Annotated in this window: 17 protein-coding genes; 11 read left to right on the top strand and 6 right to left on the bottom strand. The window is 69.4% G+C overall.

Going from position 1 to position 14,164, the window contains the following annotated elements:
- Positions 1-39: 39 nt before the first annotated feature.
- From hrcA to A5727_RS23295, 3 genes are read left to right on the top strand one after another with little or no spacing between them, the layout of a single operon-like run.
- Positions 40-1,083, top strand: a complete 1,044-nt coding sequence (gene hrcA, locus A5727_RS23305; protein ID WP_068255877.1) for a heat-inducible transcriptional repressor HrcA — start codon at positions 40-42, stop codon at positions 1,081-1,083.
- A 52-nt stretch (positions 1,084-1,135) separates the two neighbouring features.
- Positions 1,136-2,287, top strand: coding sequence for a molecular chaperone DnaJ (dnaJ, locus tag A5727_RS23300; protein ID WP_068255871.1), 1,152 nt, complete (start codon positions 1,136-1,138; stop codon positions 2,285-2,287).
- Positions 2,288-2,291: 4 nt separating this feature from the next.
- The gene (locus tag A5727_RS23295; RefSeq protein ID WP_068255869.1) at positions 2,292-3,026 is read left to right on the top strand and encodes a 16S rRNA (uracil(1498)-N(3))-methyltransferase; all 735 of its coding nucleotides are present in this window, start codon (positions 2,292-2,294) and stop codon (positions 3,024-3,026) included.
- On the opposite strand, the gene A5727_RS23290 is transcribed toward A5727_RS23295, so the two are convergent.
- Complete coding sequence (locus A5727_RS23290; RefSeq protein WP_068255864.1) at positions 3,023-4,153, bottom strand: GGDEF domain-containing protein; 1,131 nt, start codon at positions 4,151-4,153, stop codon at positions 3,023-3,025. The two genes, A5727_RS23295 and A5727_RS23290, sit on opposite strands and share 4 nt — an antisense overlap.
- Positions 4,154-4,329: 176 nt before the next feature.
- On the opposite strand from A5727_RS23290, the gene A5727_RS23285 reads away from it, so the two are divergent.
- Genes A5727_RS23285 through era form a run of 5 tightly spaced genes read left to right on the top strand, consistent with a single transcriptional unit; the run spans position 4,330 to position 8,445 of the window.
- Positions 4,330-5,370, top strand: coding sequence for a PhoH family protein (locus tag A5727_RS23285; protein ID WP_068255861.1), 1,041 nt, complete (start codon positions 4,330-4,332; stop codon positions 5,368-5,370).
- A 7-nt stretch (positions 5,371-5,377) separates the two neighbouring features.
- Positions 5,378-5,932 carry an rRNA maturation RNase YbeY gene (ybeY, locus tag A5727_RS23280; RefSeq protein ID WP_068255935.1) on the top strand — a complete coding sequence of 185 codons (555 nt, stop codon included), beginning with the start codon at positions 5,378-5,380 and terminating at the stop codon, positions 5,930-5,932.
- Positions 5,929-7,236 (top strand): hemolysin family protein, encoded by a 1,308-nt coding sequence (locus A5727_RS23275; RefSeq protein WP_068255858.1) that lies wholly within the window; start codon positions 5,929-5,931, stop codon positions 7,234-7,236. The genes ybeY and A5727_RS23275 overlap by 4 nt, the downstream gene beginning before the upstream one ends.
- Complete coding sequence (locus tag A5727_RS23270) at positions 7,229-7,546, top strand: cytidine deaminase-like protein (protein ID WP_068255856.1); 318 nt, start codon at positions 7,229-7,231, stop codon at positions 7,544-7,546. The genes A5727_RS23275 and A5727_RS23270 overlap by 8 nt, the downstream gene beginning before the upstream one ends.
- On the top strand, positions 7,543-8,445 hold the full coding sequence (gene era, locus A5727_RS23265) for a GTPase Era (protein WP_068255854.1): 903 nt from the start codon (positions 7,543-7,545) through the stop codon (positions 8,443-8,445). The genes A5727_RS23270 and era overlap by 4 nt, the downstream gene beginning before the upstream one ends.
- Before the next feature lie 13 nt (positions 8,446-8,458).
- On the opposite strand, the gene A5727_RS23260 is transcribed toward era, so the two are convergent.
- From A5727_RS23260 to A5727_RS23250, 3 genes are read right to left on the bottom strand one after another with little or no spacing between them, the layout of a single operon-like run.
- Positions 8,459-9,007: a CAP domain-containing protein gene (locus tag A5727_RS23260; RefSeq protein ID WP_068255852.1), complete on the bottom strand. Its 549-nt coding sequence runs from the start codon at positions 9,005-9,007 to the stop codon at positions 8,459-8,461.
- 54 nt (positions 9,008-9,061) lie between these two features.
- A complete protein-coding gene (locus A5727_RS23255) occupies positions 9,062-9,604 on the bottom strand; it encodes a CAP domain-containing protein (RefSeq protein WP_068255848.1) in 543 nt (180 codons plus the stop codon).
- 10 nt (positions 9,605-9,614) lie between these two features.
- Positions 9,615-11,042, bottom strand: coding sequence for an amidase (locus tag A5727_RS23250; RefSeq protein ID WP_068255846.1), 1,428 nt, complete (start codon positions 11,040-11,042; stop codon positions 9,615-9,617).
- Positions 11,043-11,111: 69 nt separating this feature from the next.
- On the opposite strand from A5727_RS23250, the gene recO reads away from it, so the two are divergent.
- From recO to A5727_RS23235, 3 genes are read left to right on the top strand one after another with little or no spacing between them, the layout of a single operon-like run.
- Complete coding sequence (gene recO, locus A5727_RS23245; RefSeq protein ID WP_068255843.1) at positions 11,112-11,969, top strand: DNA repair protein RecO; 858 nt, start codon at positions 11,112-11,114, stop codon at positions 11,967-11,969.
- Entirely contained in the window at positions 11,905-12,798 is an 894-nt protein-coding gene (locus tag A5727_RS23240; protein ID WP_068255840.1) for a decaprenyl diphosphate synthase, read from the top strand. The genes recO and A5727_RS23240 overlap by 65 nt, the downstream gene beginning before the upstream one ends.
- Entirely contained in the window at positions 12,798-13,250 is a 453-nt protein-coding gene (locus A5727_RS23235; protein WP_068255836.1) for a hypothetical protein, read from the top strand. The genes A5727_RS23240 and A5727_RS23235 overlap by 1 nt, the downstream gene beginning before the upstream one ends.
- A gap of 2 nt (positions 13,251-13,252) precedes the next feature.
- On the opposite strand, the gene A5727_RS23230 is transcribed toward A5727_RS23235, so the two are convergent.
- Both A5727_RS23230 and A5727_RS23225 read right to left on the bottom strand, forming a co-directional pair.
- A complete protein-coding gene (locus A5727_RS23230; RefSeq protein ID WP_068255835.1) occupies positions 13,253-13,639 on the bottom strand; it encodes a Fur family transcriptional regulator in 387 nt (128 codons plus the stop codon).
- Positions 13,636-13,989 carry an ArsR/SmtB family transcription factor gene (locus A5727_RS23225; protein WP_068255828.1) on the bottom strand — a complete coding sequence of 118 codons (354 nt, stop codon included), beginning with the start codon at positions 13,987-13,989 and terminating at the stop codon, positions 13,636-13,638. The genes A5727_RS23230 and A5727_RS23225 overlap by 4 nt, the downstream gene beginning before the upstream one ends.
- Positions 13,990-14,164: the final 175 nt, after the last annotated feature.

The following is a 14,164-nucleotide window of genomic DNA, read 5'->3' as shown; positions in this document are numbered from 1 at the left end:
TGAATTGCTGGTTCGTTTGGGGAAGGACGGGTGCCAGATATGGGTAGTGCTGACGATCGCCGCTTCGAAGTGCTTCGCGCCATCGTCGCGGACTTCGTCTCCACCAAAGAGCCGATCGGTTCGAAGGCCCTCGTCGAACGGCACAACCTCGGGGTCTCGAGCGCCACGATCCGCAACGACATGGCGGTGCTGGAGGCCGAGGGGTACATCACCCAGCCGCACACCAGCTCGGGCCGGGTGCCGACCGAGAAGGGCTATCGCGAGTTCGTCGACCGCCTCGACCACGTCAAGCCGCTGTCCTCACCCGAGCGCAGCGCGATCCTGAAGTTCCTCGAGTCCGGCGTGGACCTCGACGACGTGCTGCGTCGCGCGGTGCGCCTGCTGGCGCAGCTGACCCGGCAGGTCGCCGTCGTGCAGTACCCGACCCTGTCGTCGTCCACGGTGCGTCACCTCGAGGTGGTGGCGCTCTCACCGGCACGGCTGCTGCTGGTCGTCATCACCGACTCGGGCCGCGTCGACCAGCGCATCGTGGAACTCGGCGACGCCATCGACGACCACCAGCTGGCACAGCTTCGCGAACTGCTCGGCAAGGCGCTCGACGGCAAGAAGATGGCCGCGGCCTCGGTCGCCGTGGCCGATCTGGCGTCTCAACTCGACGGTCGCGGCGGGCTGGGCGACGCGGTCGGGCGCGCCGCGACGGTGCTGCTGGAATCCCTGGTCGAGCACCGCGAGGAACGCCTGCTCACCGGCGGCACCGCCAACCTGACCACCAACACCGCCGACTTCGGCGGTTCGCTGCGCTCGGTGCTTGAGGCGCTCGAGGAACAGGTCGTCGTGCTCAAGCTGCTCGCGGCTCAGCAGGAGGCCGGCAAGGTCACGGTCCGCATCGGGCACGAGGCGCAGGTGGCCTCAGGTGCCGAACAGATGGCCGGGACGTCGGTGGTGTCGACGACATACGGCACAATGGACACCGTCTACGGCGGCATGGGCGTGTTGGGCCCCACACGGATGGATTATCCGGGAACCATCGCCAGTGTCGCCGCAGTTGCTCTTTACATCGGCGAGGTGCTGGGGGCGCGCTAGCGAACCTCCGCCCAGCCGGACACAACGAACGAGAAGTGTGGGGACAACGCGAGTGGCACGCGATTACTACGGCCTGCTCGGGGTGAGCAAGGGCGCCAGCGATGCGGAGCTCAAACGCGCCTACCGCAAGCTTGCGCGGGAGCTGCATCCCGACGTCAACCCCGACGAAGAGGCGCAGGCACGGTTCAAGGAGATCTCGGTCGCCTACGAGGTGCTCACCGACCCGGAGAAGCGGCGGATCGTCGATCTCGGCGGTGACCCGCTGGAGACCGCCGGCGCCGCGGGCAACGGCTTCGCCGGTGGTTTCGGCGGCCTCGGCGACGTGTTCGAGGCGTTCTTCGGCGGTGGCGGCGCCTCCCGCGGGCCCACTGGGCGCGTGCGCCCCGGGTCCGACTCGCTGCTGCGGATGCGGCTTGATCTCACCGAATGCGCGACGGGCGTCACCAAGCAGGTGACCGTCGAGACCGCCGTGCTGTGCGACCGCTGCCACGGCAAGGGCACCGAGGGCGACTCACAGCCCGTGGCGTGTGACACCTGCGGTGGCCGCGGCGAGGTCTCCAGCGTGCAGCGTTCGCTGCTCGGCCAGGTCATGACGTCCCGGCCCTGCCCGACCTGCCGCGGTGTCGGCGAGGTCATCCCCGACCCCTGCCATCGCTGTGGCGGTGACGGCCGGGTGCGCGCCCGCCGCGACATCAGCGTCAAGATCCCCGCCGGTGTCGGTGACGGCATGCGGGTCCGGCTGGCCGCCCAGGGCGAGGTCGGTCCCGGCGGCGGCCCCGCGGGAGACCTGTACGTCGAGGTCCACGAACAGGCTCACGACATCTTCGTCCGCGACGGCGACGACCTGCACTGCACCGTCGAGGTGCCGATGGTCGACGCCGCGCTGGGCACCACGGTCAGTGTCGACGCGATCCTCGACGGACCCACCGAGATCACCATCCCGGCCGGCACCCAGCCCGGGTCGGTCACCACGCTGCGTGGGCACGGGATGCCGCACCTGCGTTCGGGTGTGCGCGGCGACCTGCACGCCCACATCGACGTCGTGGTGCCGGAGAAGCTCGACTCGACCGACATCGATCTGCTCCGCAAGCTCAAGGAGCACCGCGGCCGTGACGTCGCCGAGGTCAGGTCCACGCACTCGGCGAGCCATTCGAGCAACGGCAGCATCTTCAGCCGCCTGCGCGAGACCTTCACCGGTCGCTAGGGGAGTGTCCGACCCGCTGTTCTACGCCGACCGCGTTCCGGGAGTCGGTGAACTGGCCGTCGTCGACGGCGACGAGGGTTTCCACGCCGCGACGGTCCGTCGGCTTCGAGTCGGGGAGCGCATCGTCGTCGGCGACGGCGCCGGCGAGTTGGCCGACTGCGAGGTCGAGGCCACCACCAAACGTGAGCTGAGCGCGCGGGTGGTGAACCGGCGCAGCGTCGCCGGCCCGGTGCCGTACGTCACCGTCGTGCAGGCGATCCCCAAGGCGGAGCGCTCCGAGCTGGCCGTCGAACTGGCCACCGAGGCCGGCGCCGACGAGTTCATCGCGTGGCAGGCCGGCCGCTGCGTGGCCCGCTGGGACGAGGCGCGCGCCGACAAGGGCCTGCGCCGCTGGCGTGCCGTCGTGCGTTCCGCGGCCCGGCAGTCCCGGCGCGCCTTCATCCCCGGCGTATCGGGTCCGGTGAGCACCAAGCAGCTCACCGAACGACTGCCCGGGTCGGGCCTGGTGTTGGTGCTGCACGAGTCGGCCACCGTGCCGCTGGCGGAACTACCCGTGGCGCAGGCGGATTCGATCACGCTGATCGTCGGCCCGGAGGGCGGCGTCAGCGATGAGGAGATCGCGGCGTTCACCGCGGCCGGCGCGCACGCGGTGCGGCTGGGGCCCACGGTCCTGCGCACGTCGACGGCCGCGGCGGTCACCCTCGGCGCCCTGGGCGTGCTGACGCAGCGCTGGGCCTAGCTCGCGTCCTCGGTGCGGTCCGGGTAGCCGTCGAGGGCCGTCGGTCGCGCGCACACCACGTACTCGGCGCGATTACCGCCGGCGCGGCGGGCCTCGTACATCGCGGTGGCCGCCAACGCGATCAACTCGTCCAGAAGGTCATACGGCGGGCACGCCGCCAGTTCACCCATGGGCGTGCTGACCACACCGATGCTTGCGCTCAGGCGCAGCGGCGTCGACCGGATCGCGCTGCGGATGCGCTCGACCAGCGCACTGGAGTCGGGCGAGACGAAGCTGTCGGCGACCAGGAACTCGCTGTCGCCGACATGGGCCACCACGGCGTCGTGGCGCGTGGTCTCCCGCAGCGTCCGGCTCACCGCCACCCGGGCCTTCTCCCCGGCCGTCAACCCGCCCGAACCGGTGAGCAGACCGAAGTGGTCGAGGCTGACCACCACGATCACCAGGTGGCGGTCGTCGAGGCGGCTCCGACTGGCGATCAGCGCGCCGGTGGCCTCGTAGAACGCATCCTTGTTCAGCAGGCCGGTCAGCGGTTCGAGGTCGGAGTCCGGGGAGGTGATGCCGATCAGGTGCACCAACGCGTACCCGCCGAGCGCCGCGACGATGAACAGCGTCAACATGGCCACCAGCTGGCACCACGCCCACACCGGATCGCCCGAATAGACCTGGCGCAGGAACGGCACCAGCGCGGTGCCCACCGCGGCCACCGCAACCGCGGGCAGGTATCGCACGGTGTGGAAGAACATGACGTAACCAGCCAGCGCGGAATACGCCGTGGCCACCGCGAGTCCCGCAACCGGATTGGCCTGCACCACGGCCACCGCGGTGATCCCGGCGGCCTCCAGGGCGACGAAGACCACCGACTGCCGTCGGCTCGGCCATCGGGCGCGCAGCCACGCCGCCCCGATGAGGAATGCGAGCACCGTTACGGCGACGACGATGGTCACATCGCGAGTGCCCTGAGCGCCGGACGGACTGAAGACCATGGCGAACGGCAGGATGCCGAGCATCGCCACGAGGAGCGCAACCACGATGGAGGTGGCTCGCTGGGCCCCGCGGGCGGTGAGCAGCGCAGTGATCCAGTGGTAGTGATCGGCCTGACGCGACACCGCATGCACGGTCGCGATCATCACAGCTGCTCTCTCAATACCAGTCCCACCCCAGGGTTTGCCTGAGGGCAGCTTACGTGGCCCAGGCTTCGAAGAGCGCAGAAACAGTAACCATTGGGCGGTCTGTCCGCACGGCGGTAGACTCGCACCACCGAGCAAACCGCCCTGACGAGCAGAAAGCAGGCACAGAACACCACGTGACGCCCCGCGAAACGAACACCGCCGCAGTATCACCGATGGCCGGAGATTCGGTGAAGAGCAGCATCAGGGTCGAGGTGCCGCCTCCTTACGTGGTCGGCCTGCTGGGATCCGCCGACGAGAATCTGCGCGTACTCGAAGAGAATCTGGCCGCCGACCTGCATGTACGCGGTAACGCCGTGACCCTGACCGGTGAACCTGCCGACGTCGCGTTGGCCGAGCGCGCGATCGCCGAACTGATCACGATCGTCGCGGGCGGACAGGCCGTGACCCCCGATGTCGTGCGGCGCAGCATGGCGATGCTCACCGGCGCCGAGGAGGAGTCCCCGGCCGAGGTCCTCACGCTCGACATCCTGTCGCGCCGCGGCAAGACCATCCGGCCCAAGACGCTGAACCAGAAGCGGTATGTGGACGCGATCGACGCCCACACCATCGTGTTCGGCATCGGCCCGGCCGGCACCGGCAAGACCTACCTGGCGATGGCCAAGGCCGTCAACGCGCTGCAGACCAAGCAGGTCAACCGCATCATCCTGACCAGGCCGGCCGTCGAGGCGGGGGAGCGGTTGGGCTTCCTTCCGGGCACCCTGACCGAGAAGATCGATCCCTACCTGCGGCCGCTGTACGACGCGCTGCACGACATGATGGATCCCGCCGCGATCCCGAATCTTCTGGCGGCCGGGGTGATCGAGGTCGCACCGCTGGCGTTCATGCGGGGCCGCAGCCTCAACGACGCGTTCATCATCCTCGACGAGGCGCAGAACACCACGCCGGAGCAGATGAAGATGTTCCTGACCCGGCTGGGGTTCAACTCGAAGATCGTGGTCACCGGCGACGTCACCCAGGTCGACCTGCCCGGGGGTTCGACGTCGGGCCTGCGCGCCGCGATCAACATCCTCGGGGACATCGACGACATCGGAGTGTGCGAGTTGACCAGCGCCGACGTGGTGCGTCACCGCCTGGTCTCCGAGATCGTCGACGCCTACGAGAGGGCCGGAGCGCATGCGGGCAGCAACCGCGGGCAGCGCCGCGCCCGGAAGTGAGCCGTACATGAGCATCGAAGTGTCGAACGAGTCCGGCGTCGACGTCTCCGAGGAGGAGTTGATCAGCGTCGCCCGATTCGTCATCAAGAAGATGGACGTCAACCCTGGGGCCGAACTGTCCATGGTGCTGCTGGACACGGACGCGATGGCCGATCTGCACATGCGCTGGATGGACCTGCCCGGCCCGACGGACGTGATGAGCTTCCCGATGGACGAGCTCGAACCGGGCGGGCGCCCCGACGCGGCCGAGCCCGGCCCGTCGATGCTGGGTGACATCGCCCTGTGCCCGCAGTTCGCCGCCGAGCAGGCCAAGGCCGCCGGCCACGATGTCGAGCACGAACTGGCGCTGCTCACGGTGCACGGAGTGCTGCACCTGCTGGGCTATGACCACGCCGAGCCCGACGAGGAGAAGGAGATGTTCGCGCTGCAGCGGCAGCTGCTCGAGGACTGGTATGACGAGCAGGCCACGCTGTACCGGCAGGCCCGTCAGGCCGAGCGCGACGCCCACCTGCTCGACAAGTCGCGCGACTTCCACCAACATCCCGAACTCGGACAGTCGTGACAGGAATTGGTCTGCTGCTCGGCGCCATCGCGCTGATCGGCCTCGGAGGACTGTTCGCTGCCCTGGACGCCGCCATCAGCACCGTCTCGATCGCACGGGTCGAGGAGTTGGTCCGAGACGAACGCCCGGGTGCGGTCCGGCTGGCCAGGGTCGTGCAGGAGCGGCCGCGCTACATCAACCTGGTGGTGCTGCTGCGCATCGCGTGCGAGGTCACGGCCACCGCCCTGCTGGTGGCCTTCCTCGACGACTTCTGGGGCGTCGGCTGGGGACTGTTCCTGGCCGCCGCGATCATGATCGTGGTCAGCTTCGTGGCCATCGGCGTCGGCCCGCGCACCGTGGGACGGCAGAACGCCTATCCGATCGCGTTGGCGTCCGCCGTTCCGCTGCATGCGCTTTCGGTCCTGCTGACGCCGCTGAGCCGGCTGTTGATCCTGCTCGGCAACGCCCTCACACCGGGGCGCGGGTTCCGCAACGGGCCCTTCGCCTCTGAGATCGAACTGCGTGAGGTCGTCGACATGGCGCAGCAGCGCGGTGTGGTCGCCGACGACGAGCGCCGGATGATCCAGTCGGTGTTCGAACTCGGGGACACCCCGGCGCGCGAGGTGATGGTGCCGCGCACCGAGATGGTGTGGATCGAAAGCGACAAGAACGCCGGGCAGGCCACCTCCCTCGCGGTGCGCAGCGGCCACTCGCGAATCCCGGTGATCGGCGAGAACGTCGACGACATCGTCGGCGTCGTCTACCTCAAAGACCTTGTGCAGCAGACCTACAGCTCCACCCGGGGTGGTGTCGACACCCAGGTGTCGGCGCTGATGCGGCCGGCGGTCTTCGTGCCGGACTCCAAGCGACTCGACGATCTGCTGCGCGAGATGCAGCGCGACCGCAACCACATGGTCCTGCTGGTCGACGAGTACGGCGCCATCGCGGGCCTGGTCACCATCGAGGACGTGCTCGAGGAGATCGTCGGCGAGATCGCCGACGAGTACGACGCCGACGAGATCGCACCGGTGGAGGACTTGGGCGACAAGAACTTCCGGGTGTCCACCCGGCTGCCGATCGAGGATCTCGGTGAGCTCTACGGTGTGGAGTTCGAGGAGGACCTCGACGTCGACACCGTCGGCGGTCTGCTCGGGCTGGAACTGGGCCGCGTGCCGCTGCCCGGAGCGCAGGTGGTGACGCATGGGCTGCTGTTGCGCGCCGAGGGCGGTCCCGATCATCGCGGCCGGGTCCGCATCGGCACCGTGTTGGTCAGCCCGGTCGAACCCCCACCATCGAATGACGAGGACACCGAAGCCGATGACTGAACTGGACGCCGAAGACGCCAAGCTCGTGACGCTGGCCCGCGGTGCGATGGCACGCGCCGAGGCCGGTGACGGCGCCGCGGTGCGCGATCTCGACGGTCGCACCTACGCCGGGGCTCCGGTCGGCCTGAGCGCGCTGACGCTGACCGGGCTGCAGGCCGCCGTGGCGGCCGCGGTGTCCAGTGGCGCAACGGGTCTGGAGGCCGCGGTGTTGGTCGGCGGCAGCGTCGACGACGCGGGCGTGGCGGCCGTGCGGGAGCTCTCCGCCGGTGCGACGATCATCGTCACCGACCGGGCGGGCAACCCGGTATGAGCGAATTCCACTCGGGTTTCGTGTGTTTCGTCGGCCGACCCAACACCGGCAAGTCGACGCTGACCAACGCGCTGGTGGGTGCCAAGGTCGCGATCACCGCCAACCAGCCCCAGACCACCCGGCACACCATCCGCGGCATCGTGCACCGCGACGACTTCCAGATCATCCTGGTCGACACCCCGGGCCTGCATCGGCCGCGCACCCTGCTCGGCAAGCGCCTCAACGATCTGGTGCGCGACACCTACTCCGAGGTCGACGTCATCGGGCTGTGCATTCCCGCCGACGAGGCGATCGGGCCCGGTGACCGCTGGATCTACCAGCAGATCCGCGATGTCGCGCCGCGCACCACGCTCATCGTGATCGTCACCAAGATCGACAAGGTGTCCAAGGAGCGGGTGGCGGCCCAGCTGGTCGCCGTCAACGAGGAGTTCGGCGAGCACGTGGCCGAGATCATCCCGGTGTCGGCGACGGCCGGCACTCAGGTCGACGATCTCATCACCCTGCTGGCGGCGCAGTTGCCCGAGGGCCCGGCGTTCTACCCGGACGGAGAGTTGACCGACGAGCCCGAAGAGACGCTGATGGCCGAGCTCATCCGGGAGGCCGCCCTCGAAGGCGTGCGCGACGAACTGCCGCACTCACTGGCGGTCGTCATCGAAGAGGTCGAACAGCGCGAGGGCCGCGACGATCTGATCGACGTGCACGCCGTGCTCTATGTCGAACGCGACAGCCAGAAGGGCATCGTGATCGGCAAGGGCGGCGCGCGACTGCGTGAGGTCGGCACCGCGGCGCGAACTCAGATCGAGAAACTGTTGGGCACCAAGGTCTTTCTGGACCTGCGGGTCAAGGTCGCCAAGAACTGGCAGCGCGACCCCAAGCAGTTGGGTCGTCTGGGGTTCTAGCCAGCCGAACGAATCACGGCTGGTTCGGCGGACGCTGGCCGAACTGCCGCGGGGGAGCGGGCACGGGGGCGGCGCCGTCGCCCTTGCCGTAGACCGCCACCACGACGCTGCGGTCGAGGAGGTTCTCCGACCACACCCCGATGTCGATGTTCGCGCAGTCATGCATGGTCGCGTGGTAGTCCGGCCGGTACCACCACTGGTTGAGGATCTCGACGCCGCTGATCGCGAGCGCCGGGTTGATCGCGGTGGTTTCGGAGACCTCGCCGGCGTAGCCGGCGTTGCGGGCCCGGTCGGCGACGGTGCTGCCGTCGGAGCCGATGTCGCCGTCGAGGGCGCGGTTGTTGAGCACGTCGTTGGTGTGCCACTGGGCCGCAAGCCGCAGCTTCGGGTTGATCCGGACCTCGGTCGTGCAGCCCGCGCGGTGCTGCATGGTGCGCACGTTGGCGACCACGCCGTCGTTGAGGCGACGGTTGTCGGCCAGCGCGGCAGGCGGAGCCATCAGCGTTGACGAGACGAGCACAGCCAGGGCCGCCGCTGCTGGAGCGGTCACCACCATCTTCATGACGAGGAAGGTTACGCCAGGGCCTGCGGCCGTACAGACGATTGGGTGCCCGGGTCAGCCGAACTGGCGCGGCGGGGTGGGCACGGGCGCGGCACCGTCACCCCGGCCGTACACCGCGACGACCACACTGCGGTCCAGGCTGTTCTCGGACCAGACGCCGATGTCGACGTTGTCGCAGTCGCTCATGATCGCATGGTAGTCGGGTCGGTAGAACCACTGCTGGATCACGTCGAGGTTGTTGATCGCGAGCGACGGGTTGATCGCGACGGTCTCGAAGACCTCGCCGGCATAGCCGGCGTTGCGGGCCCGGTCGGCGACGGTGCTGCCGTCGGAGCCGATGTCGCCGTCGAGGGCGCGGTTGTTGAGCACGTCGTTGGTGTGCCACTGGGCCGCCAGGCGCAGCTTCGGGTTCACCCGCACCATGGGCTCGATGTCGTAGTCGTCGGCGCACCCGGCGTTCATCATCATGGTGTGCACGTTGGCGACCACGCCGTCGTTGAGCCGCTTGTTGTCGGCACCCGCGACCGGAGCGGTGGTCAGCAGCAGTGCTGCTGCGGCGGCGCCGGCGGCGATCCGCGGCAGTGTGTTCAAGATCATTTTCGAGATATTAGTGTGCCCGCACCCACCAGGCTTCGGGATGCCGGGTCGTCCAGTCGCTGACCGCCTCGAGTTCCGCGGCCAGCGAGACCAGCAGGGGCTCACTGCCTTCTGGGCCCATCAGCTGCACCCCGATGGGCAGGCCGTCGCTGGTGAATCCCGCGGGCACGTTGATCGACGGCCAGCCCAGGATGTTCCACGGCCAGGTCAGCGGGCACGCGGCGATCATGGCGCGGTCGGTGGCCGTGCTGCCCAGGCCCTCGAATGCGTCGATCCGCGGCGGCGGGGCCGCGGTCGTAGGTGCCACGACGACGTCGACGGTCTTGAAGATCGCTCCCACCCGCCGATGCGATTCGGCCTCGTGGCGGCGGGCGCGGTGCAGCACCCGCTGCGACAGCAGGCGTCCCATCCGCAGGTTCGACGTGGTGCGCGGGTCCAGGGACACTCCGGTGCCGACCCGGTCGGCCCACTCGAGCAGGCCCGCCGTCGAACGCGACAGGAAGCTCCACGACAGCCGCAGTCCGTAGTCGGGGTTGCCGTCCATGACCGTGTGCCCCAGATCGCTCAACCGGTCGGCGACACTGCGCAGCGCGGTGTGGATCTGCGGGTTCAGCCGGGCCGGGAATCCGGTGAAGGGGAAGCGCGTGGACACCGCGATGCGCAGGGGGCCCGGTGCGGTGCGCACGGCGTCGAACGCCGACACCGGGGCGGGCTTGTGCAGGTCACCGTCGGCGTTGCCGGACGCGGCGTCGAGCACCAGTGCGGCATCGGCGACGGTGCGGGCCAGGACGCCGTTGACCGTGATGCCGTTGAAGGCCTCGGGCAGCGGCCAGGTCGAGATGCGGCCGCGCTGCGGTTTGATGCCGACGAGGTTGGTCCAGGACGCGGGGATCCGTACGCTGCCCGCGCCGTCGGAGCCGATGGCCGCGGCGACCAGGCCCGCGGCCACGGCGGCGGCACTGCCACCCGACGAGCCGCCCGGAGTGTGCCTGGCCGACCACGGGTTTCGGGTGTGGCCGAACTCGGTGCCGCTGGTGAACGGCCATTGGCCGAACTCGCACGTGTTGGTCTTGCCGACGATCACCGCCCCGGCGGCGCGCAGGCGGCGCACCACCTCGGCGTCCGCGGTGGCCGGGGTGATCCAGCCTGAGGTGCCGAATGCGGTTGGCACACCGGCGATGTCGACGTCGTCCTTGACCGCGATCGGCACCCCGAGCAGGGGGGCGTGCTGACCTGCGGCGCGGCGGCGGTCGGCCTCGGCGGCCGCGCGCAGCGCCGAGTCGGCGAGCACGACGCGGAACGCGTTGAGGCTGTGCTGGCTGGCCTCGATGTCGCGCAGTGACCGGCGGGTGAGCTCCACGGAGGTCACCGCGCCACTGGCCAGCTGATACAGCTGGTCGATCACAGTGGGGAAGTGCCGGGCGGTCGGTGAGGGCATTGTGGTCGAGAGTAATCCGCTTCGGCGCGCGTCCCGAGGGCTGTCAGCGTGGGATGCGACACTGGGTCGATGCGGCTGTATCGGGACCGAGCGGTGGTGCTGCGCCAGCACAAGCTCGGCGAGGCCGATCGCATCGTGACCCTGCTGACGCGGGACCACGGTCTGGTGCGTGCTGTCGCCAAGGGCGTGCGCCGCACCCGCAGCAAGTTCGGGTCGCGGCTTGAGCCGTTCGCGCACATCGACGTCCAACTGCATCCCGGTCGCAACCTCGACATCGTCACCCAGGTCGTCTCGATCGACGCGTTCGCCACCGACATCGTCAACGACTACGGGCGCTACACCAGCGCGTGTGCGGTGCTCGAGACAGCCGAGCGGCTGGCCGGTGAGGAGCGGGCCCCGGTGCCCGCGCTGCACCGCCTCACGGTCGGCGCGCTGCGGGCCGTGGCCGACGGCAGTCGCCCACGGGAACTGGTGCTCGACGCCTATCTGCTGCGCGCGATGGGGATCGCGGGTTGGGCGCCCGCGCTGACTGAATGCGCGCGGTGCGCCGCTCCGGGGCCGCATCGCGCGTTCCACGTCGCGGCGGGAGGCAGTGTGTGCGTGCACTGCCGTCCCGCGGGGTCCAGCACCCCGCCGCAGGGCGTGCTGGACCTGATGGCGGCCCTGCACGACGGGGACTGGCAGCACGCGGAGGCCTCTCCGGCGTCGTACCGCAGCCAGGCCAGCGGCCTGGTGGCCGCGCATCTGCAGTGGCATCTCGAACGTCAGCTGCGCACGCTGCCCCTGGTCGAGCGCGAGTACCGCCGTGTCGATCGGGTGGTCCCCGCGCACCGGCTCGCGGTGGTCGGGCAGGATGTGGCACATGGCTTTGACACGGGAAGGGAAACAGGCCAAGAAGGCCTCCCCTCAGCTGCCTCCAGCGCCTGACGACTACCCGACGTTCCCGGACGTCTCGAGTTGGCCCGTGAAGTTTCCGGAACTGCCGCCGAACACCAACGGCCGGTTCGCGCGTCCGCCGCAGCACACCTCCAAGGCGTCGGCACCCGAGATTCCCGCCGATCAGCTGCCCAACCACGTCGCGGTGGTGATGGACGGCAACGGCCGCTGGGCCAAACAGCGTGGCCTGGCCCGCACCGAGGGGCACAAGATGGGCGAGGCCGTGCTCATCGACATCACGTGCGGGGCCATCGAGCTGGGCATCAAGCATCTGTCGGTGTACGCGTTCTCCACCGAGAACTGGAAGCGCAGCACCGAGGAGGTGCGCTTCCTGATGGGCTTCAACCGCGAGGTGGTGCGGCGCCGGCGCGAGTCCCTGGACATCATGGGCGTGAACATGCGCTGGGTGGGGTCGCGGCCGCGGATGTGGCGCAGCGTCATCAAGGAGTTCGACATCGCCGAGGAGATGACCGTCGACAACGACGTCATCACCGTCAACTACTGCGTGAACTACGGCGGGCGGACCGAGATCGCCGAGGCCACCAAGGAGATCGCGCGCAAAGTCGCGCAGGGCAAGCTCAACCCGGAGCGGATCACCGAGGAGACCATCGCCCGCAATCTGCATCGCCCCGACATCCCGGACGTGGATCTGTTCATCCGCACGTCGGGGGAGCAGCGCGCCAGCAACTTCATGCTGTGGCAGTCGGCCTACGCCGAGTTCGTCTTCCAGGACAAACTCTGGCCGGACTACGACCGGCGGGATCTGTGGGCGGCCTGCGAGGAGTACGTGTCACGCAACCGCCGGTTCGGCAGAGCCTGATGCCCTCGGCCCTGCTGCAGCGACTGGCGACGGTGCTGACGCCGGTGGCCGGGGTCGTCGAGGAGCCCGACGACGCGTTGACGGTCACCGTCGCCGGTTCGGTCGCATCGCTGCGGGTGGTGGCTGTCGCCGAGGGGCTGGAGATGGTGTCGCTGACCCAGCCGCTGGCCTGGGATCTGCCGTTGACCGCCAAGACCCGGGAACGCGTCGCCGCGCACGCCTCGGCGACGCTGCTGGGCACCGTCGCGCTGGTGGAGAAGCCCGTCTCGGTGCCCACCAACGGTGCGTCGCCGCAGGCCGCGACGCGGAAGTCGCCGGCCAAGAAGGTCGCCGACGTGATGCTGCGCTACAACTTCCCGGGCGCCGGCCTCACCGACGACGCGCTGCGCACCCTCATTCTTCTGGTGCTCGCCGGTGGCGCGGATGTGCGCGCCACGCTGCTCGGCAACTGAGCTCAGGCGCGACAGCCGCTGCACGTCCCGAAGATCTCGATGGTGTGGCTGACGTCGGAGAAACCATGTGCCACAGCCATTTCCGCGGCCCAGGCCTCGACTTCGGCGCCGGCCACCTCGACCGTCGCACCACAGTCGCGGCACACCAGGTGGTGATGATGGTGCTCCGAGCAGCGCCGGTAGACCGATTCCCCGGTGTCGGTGCGCAGTGTGTCGACCAGGCCCGCGGCGGCCATCGTCTGCAGGGTGCGGTACACCGTGGTCAGGCCGATGTTGTCGCCGCGGCGGCGCAGTTCGTCGTGCAGTTCCTGCGCCGAGCGGAACTCGTCGACGGTCTCGAGCAGTTCGGTGATCGCGGCGCGCTGCCGGGTGGATCGAGTGGCCGTCATGCGCGGTGGTCCTCCTCGGCGTGGGCCACGGCGTCGACGACGATGTGCGCGAGGTGGTCGTCGACGAGTCGGTACAGCACTTCGCGGCCCGAGCGTTCGCCGGCCACCACGCCGGCCGACTTCAGGATGCGCAGGTGCTGGCTGACCAGGGGCTGGGGCACGCCCAGGGTGTCGACCAGCTCGTGGACGCAGCGGGTGGACTCGCGCAGTTGCAGCACGATCGCGATGCGCACCGGGGCGGCCAGGGCGCGCAGGATGTCGCCGGCCGCGTCGAGGGTTTCCCGTTCCGGCAGGGGAGTGGGGGGCTTTTCGTGCTGATGGGCGTGCCCGCTCTCAGCCGCAGCGCGCATGGGCGGCACCTCCCGGCTAATGGAAATCGTTTTCAGTACTCTTACATGCGCACACATGCATGTCAAAAGGTTCTACCGTCTGAAGGTATGCAGCCTCTGGAGATCGTGGTCCGCGGCCGAGCGCGCGGACGCTACCCGGCCGAGCGGGCGACCGTCGTGCTCGCCGCGCAGTTCG

Origin of the sequence: Mycobacterium sp. ACS4331 (assembly GCF_001667265.1) — a bacterium.
Lineage (GTDB): Bacteria > Actinomycetota > Actinomycetes > Mycobacteriales > Mycobacteriaceae > Mycobacterium.
Note: the sequence above shows the minus strand (reverse complement) of the source record. Positions and strands in the feature narration are given on the sequence as shown.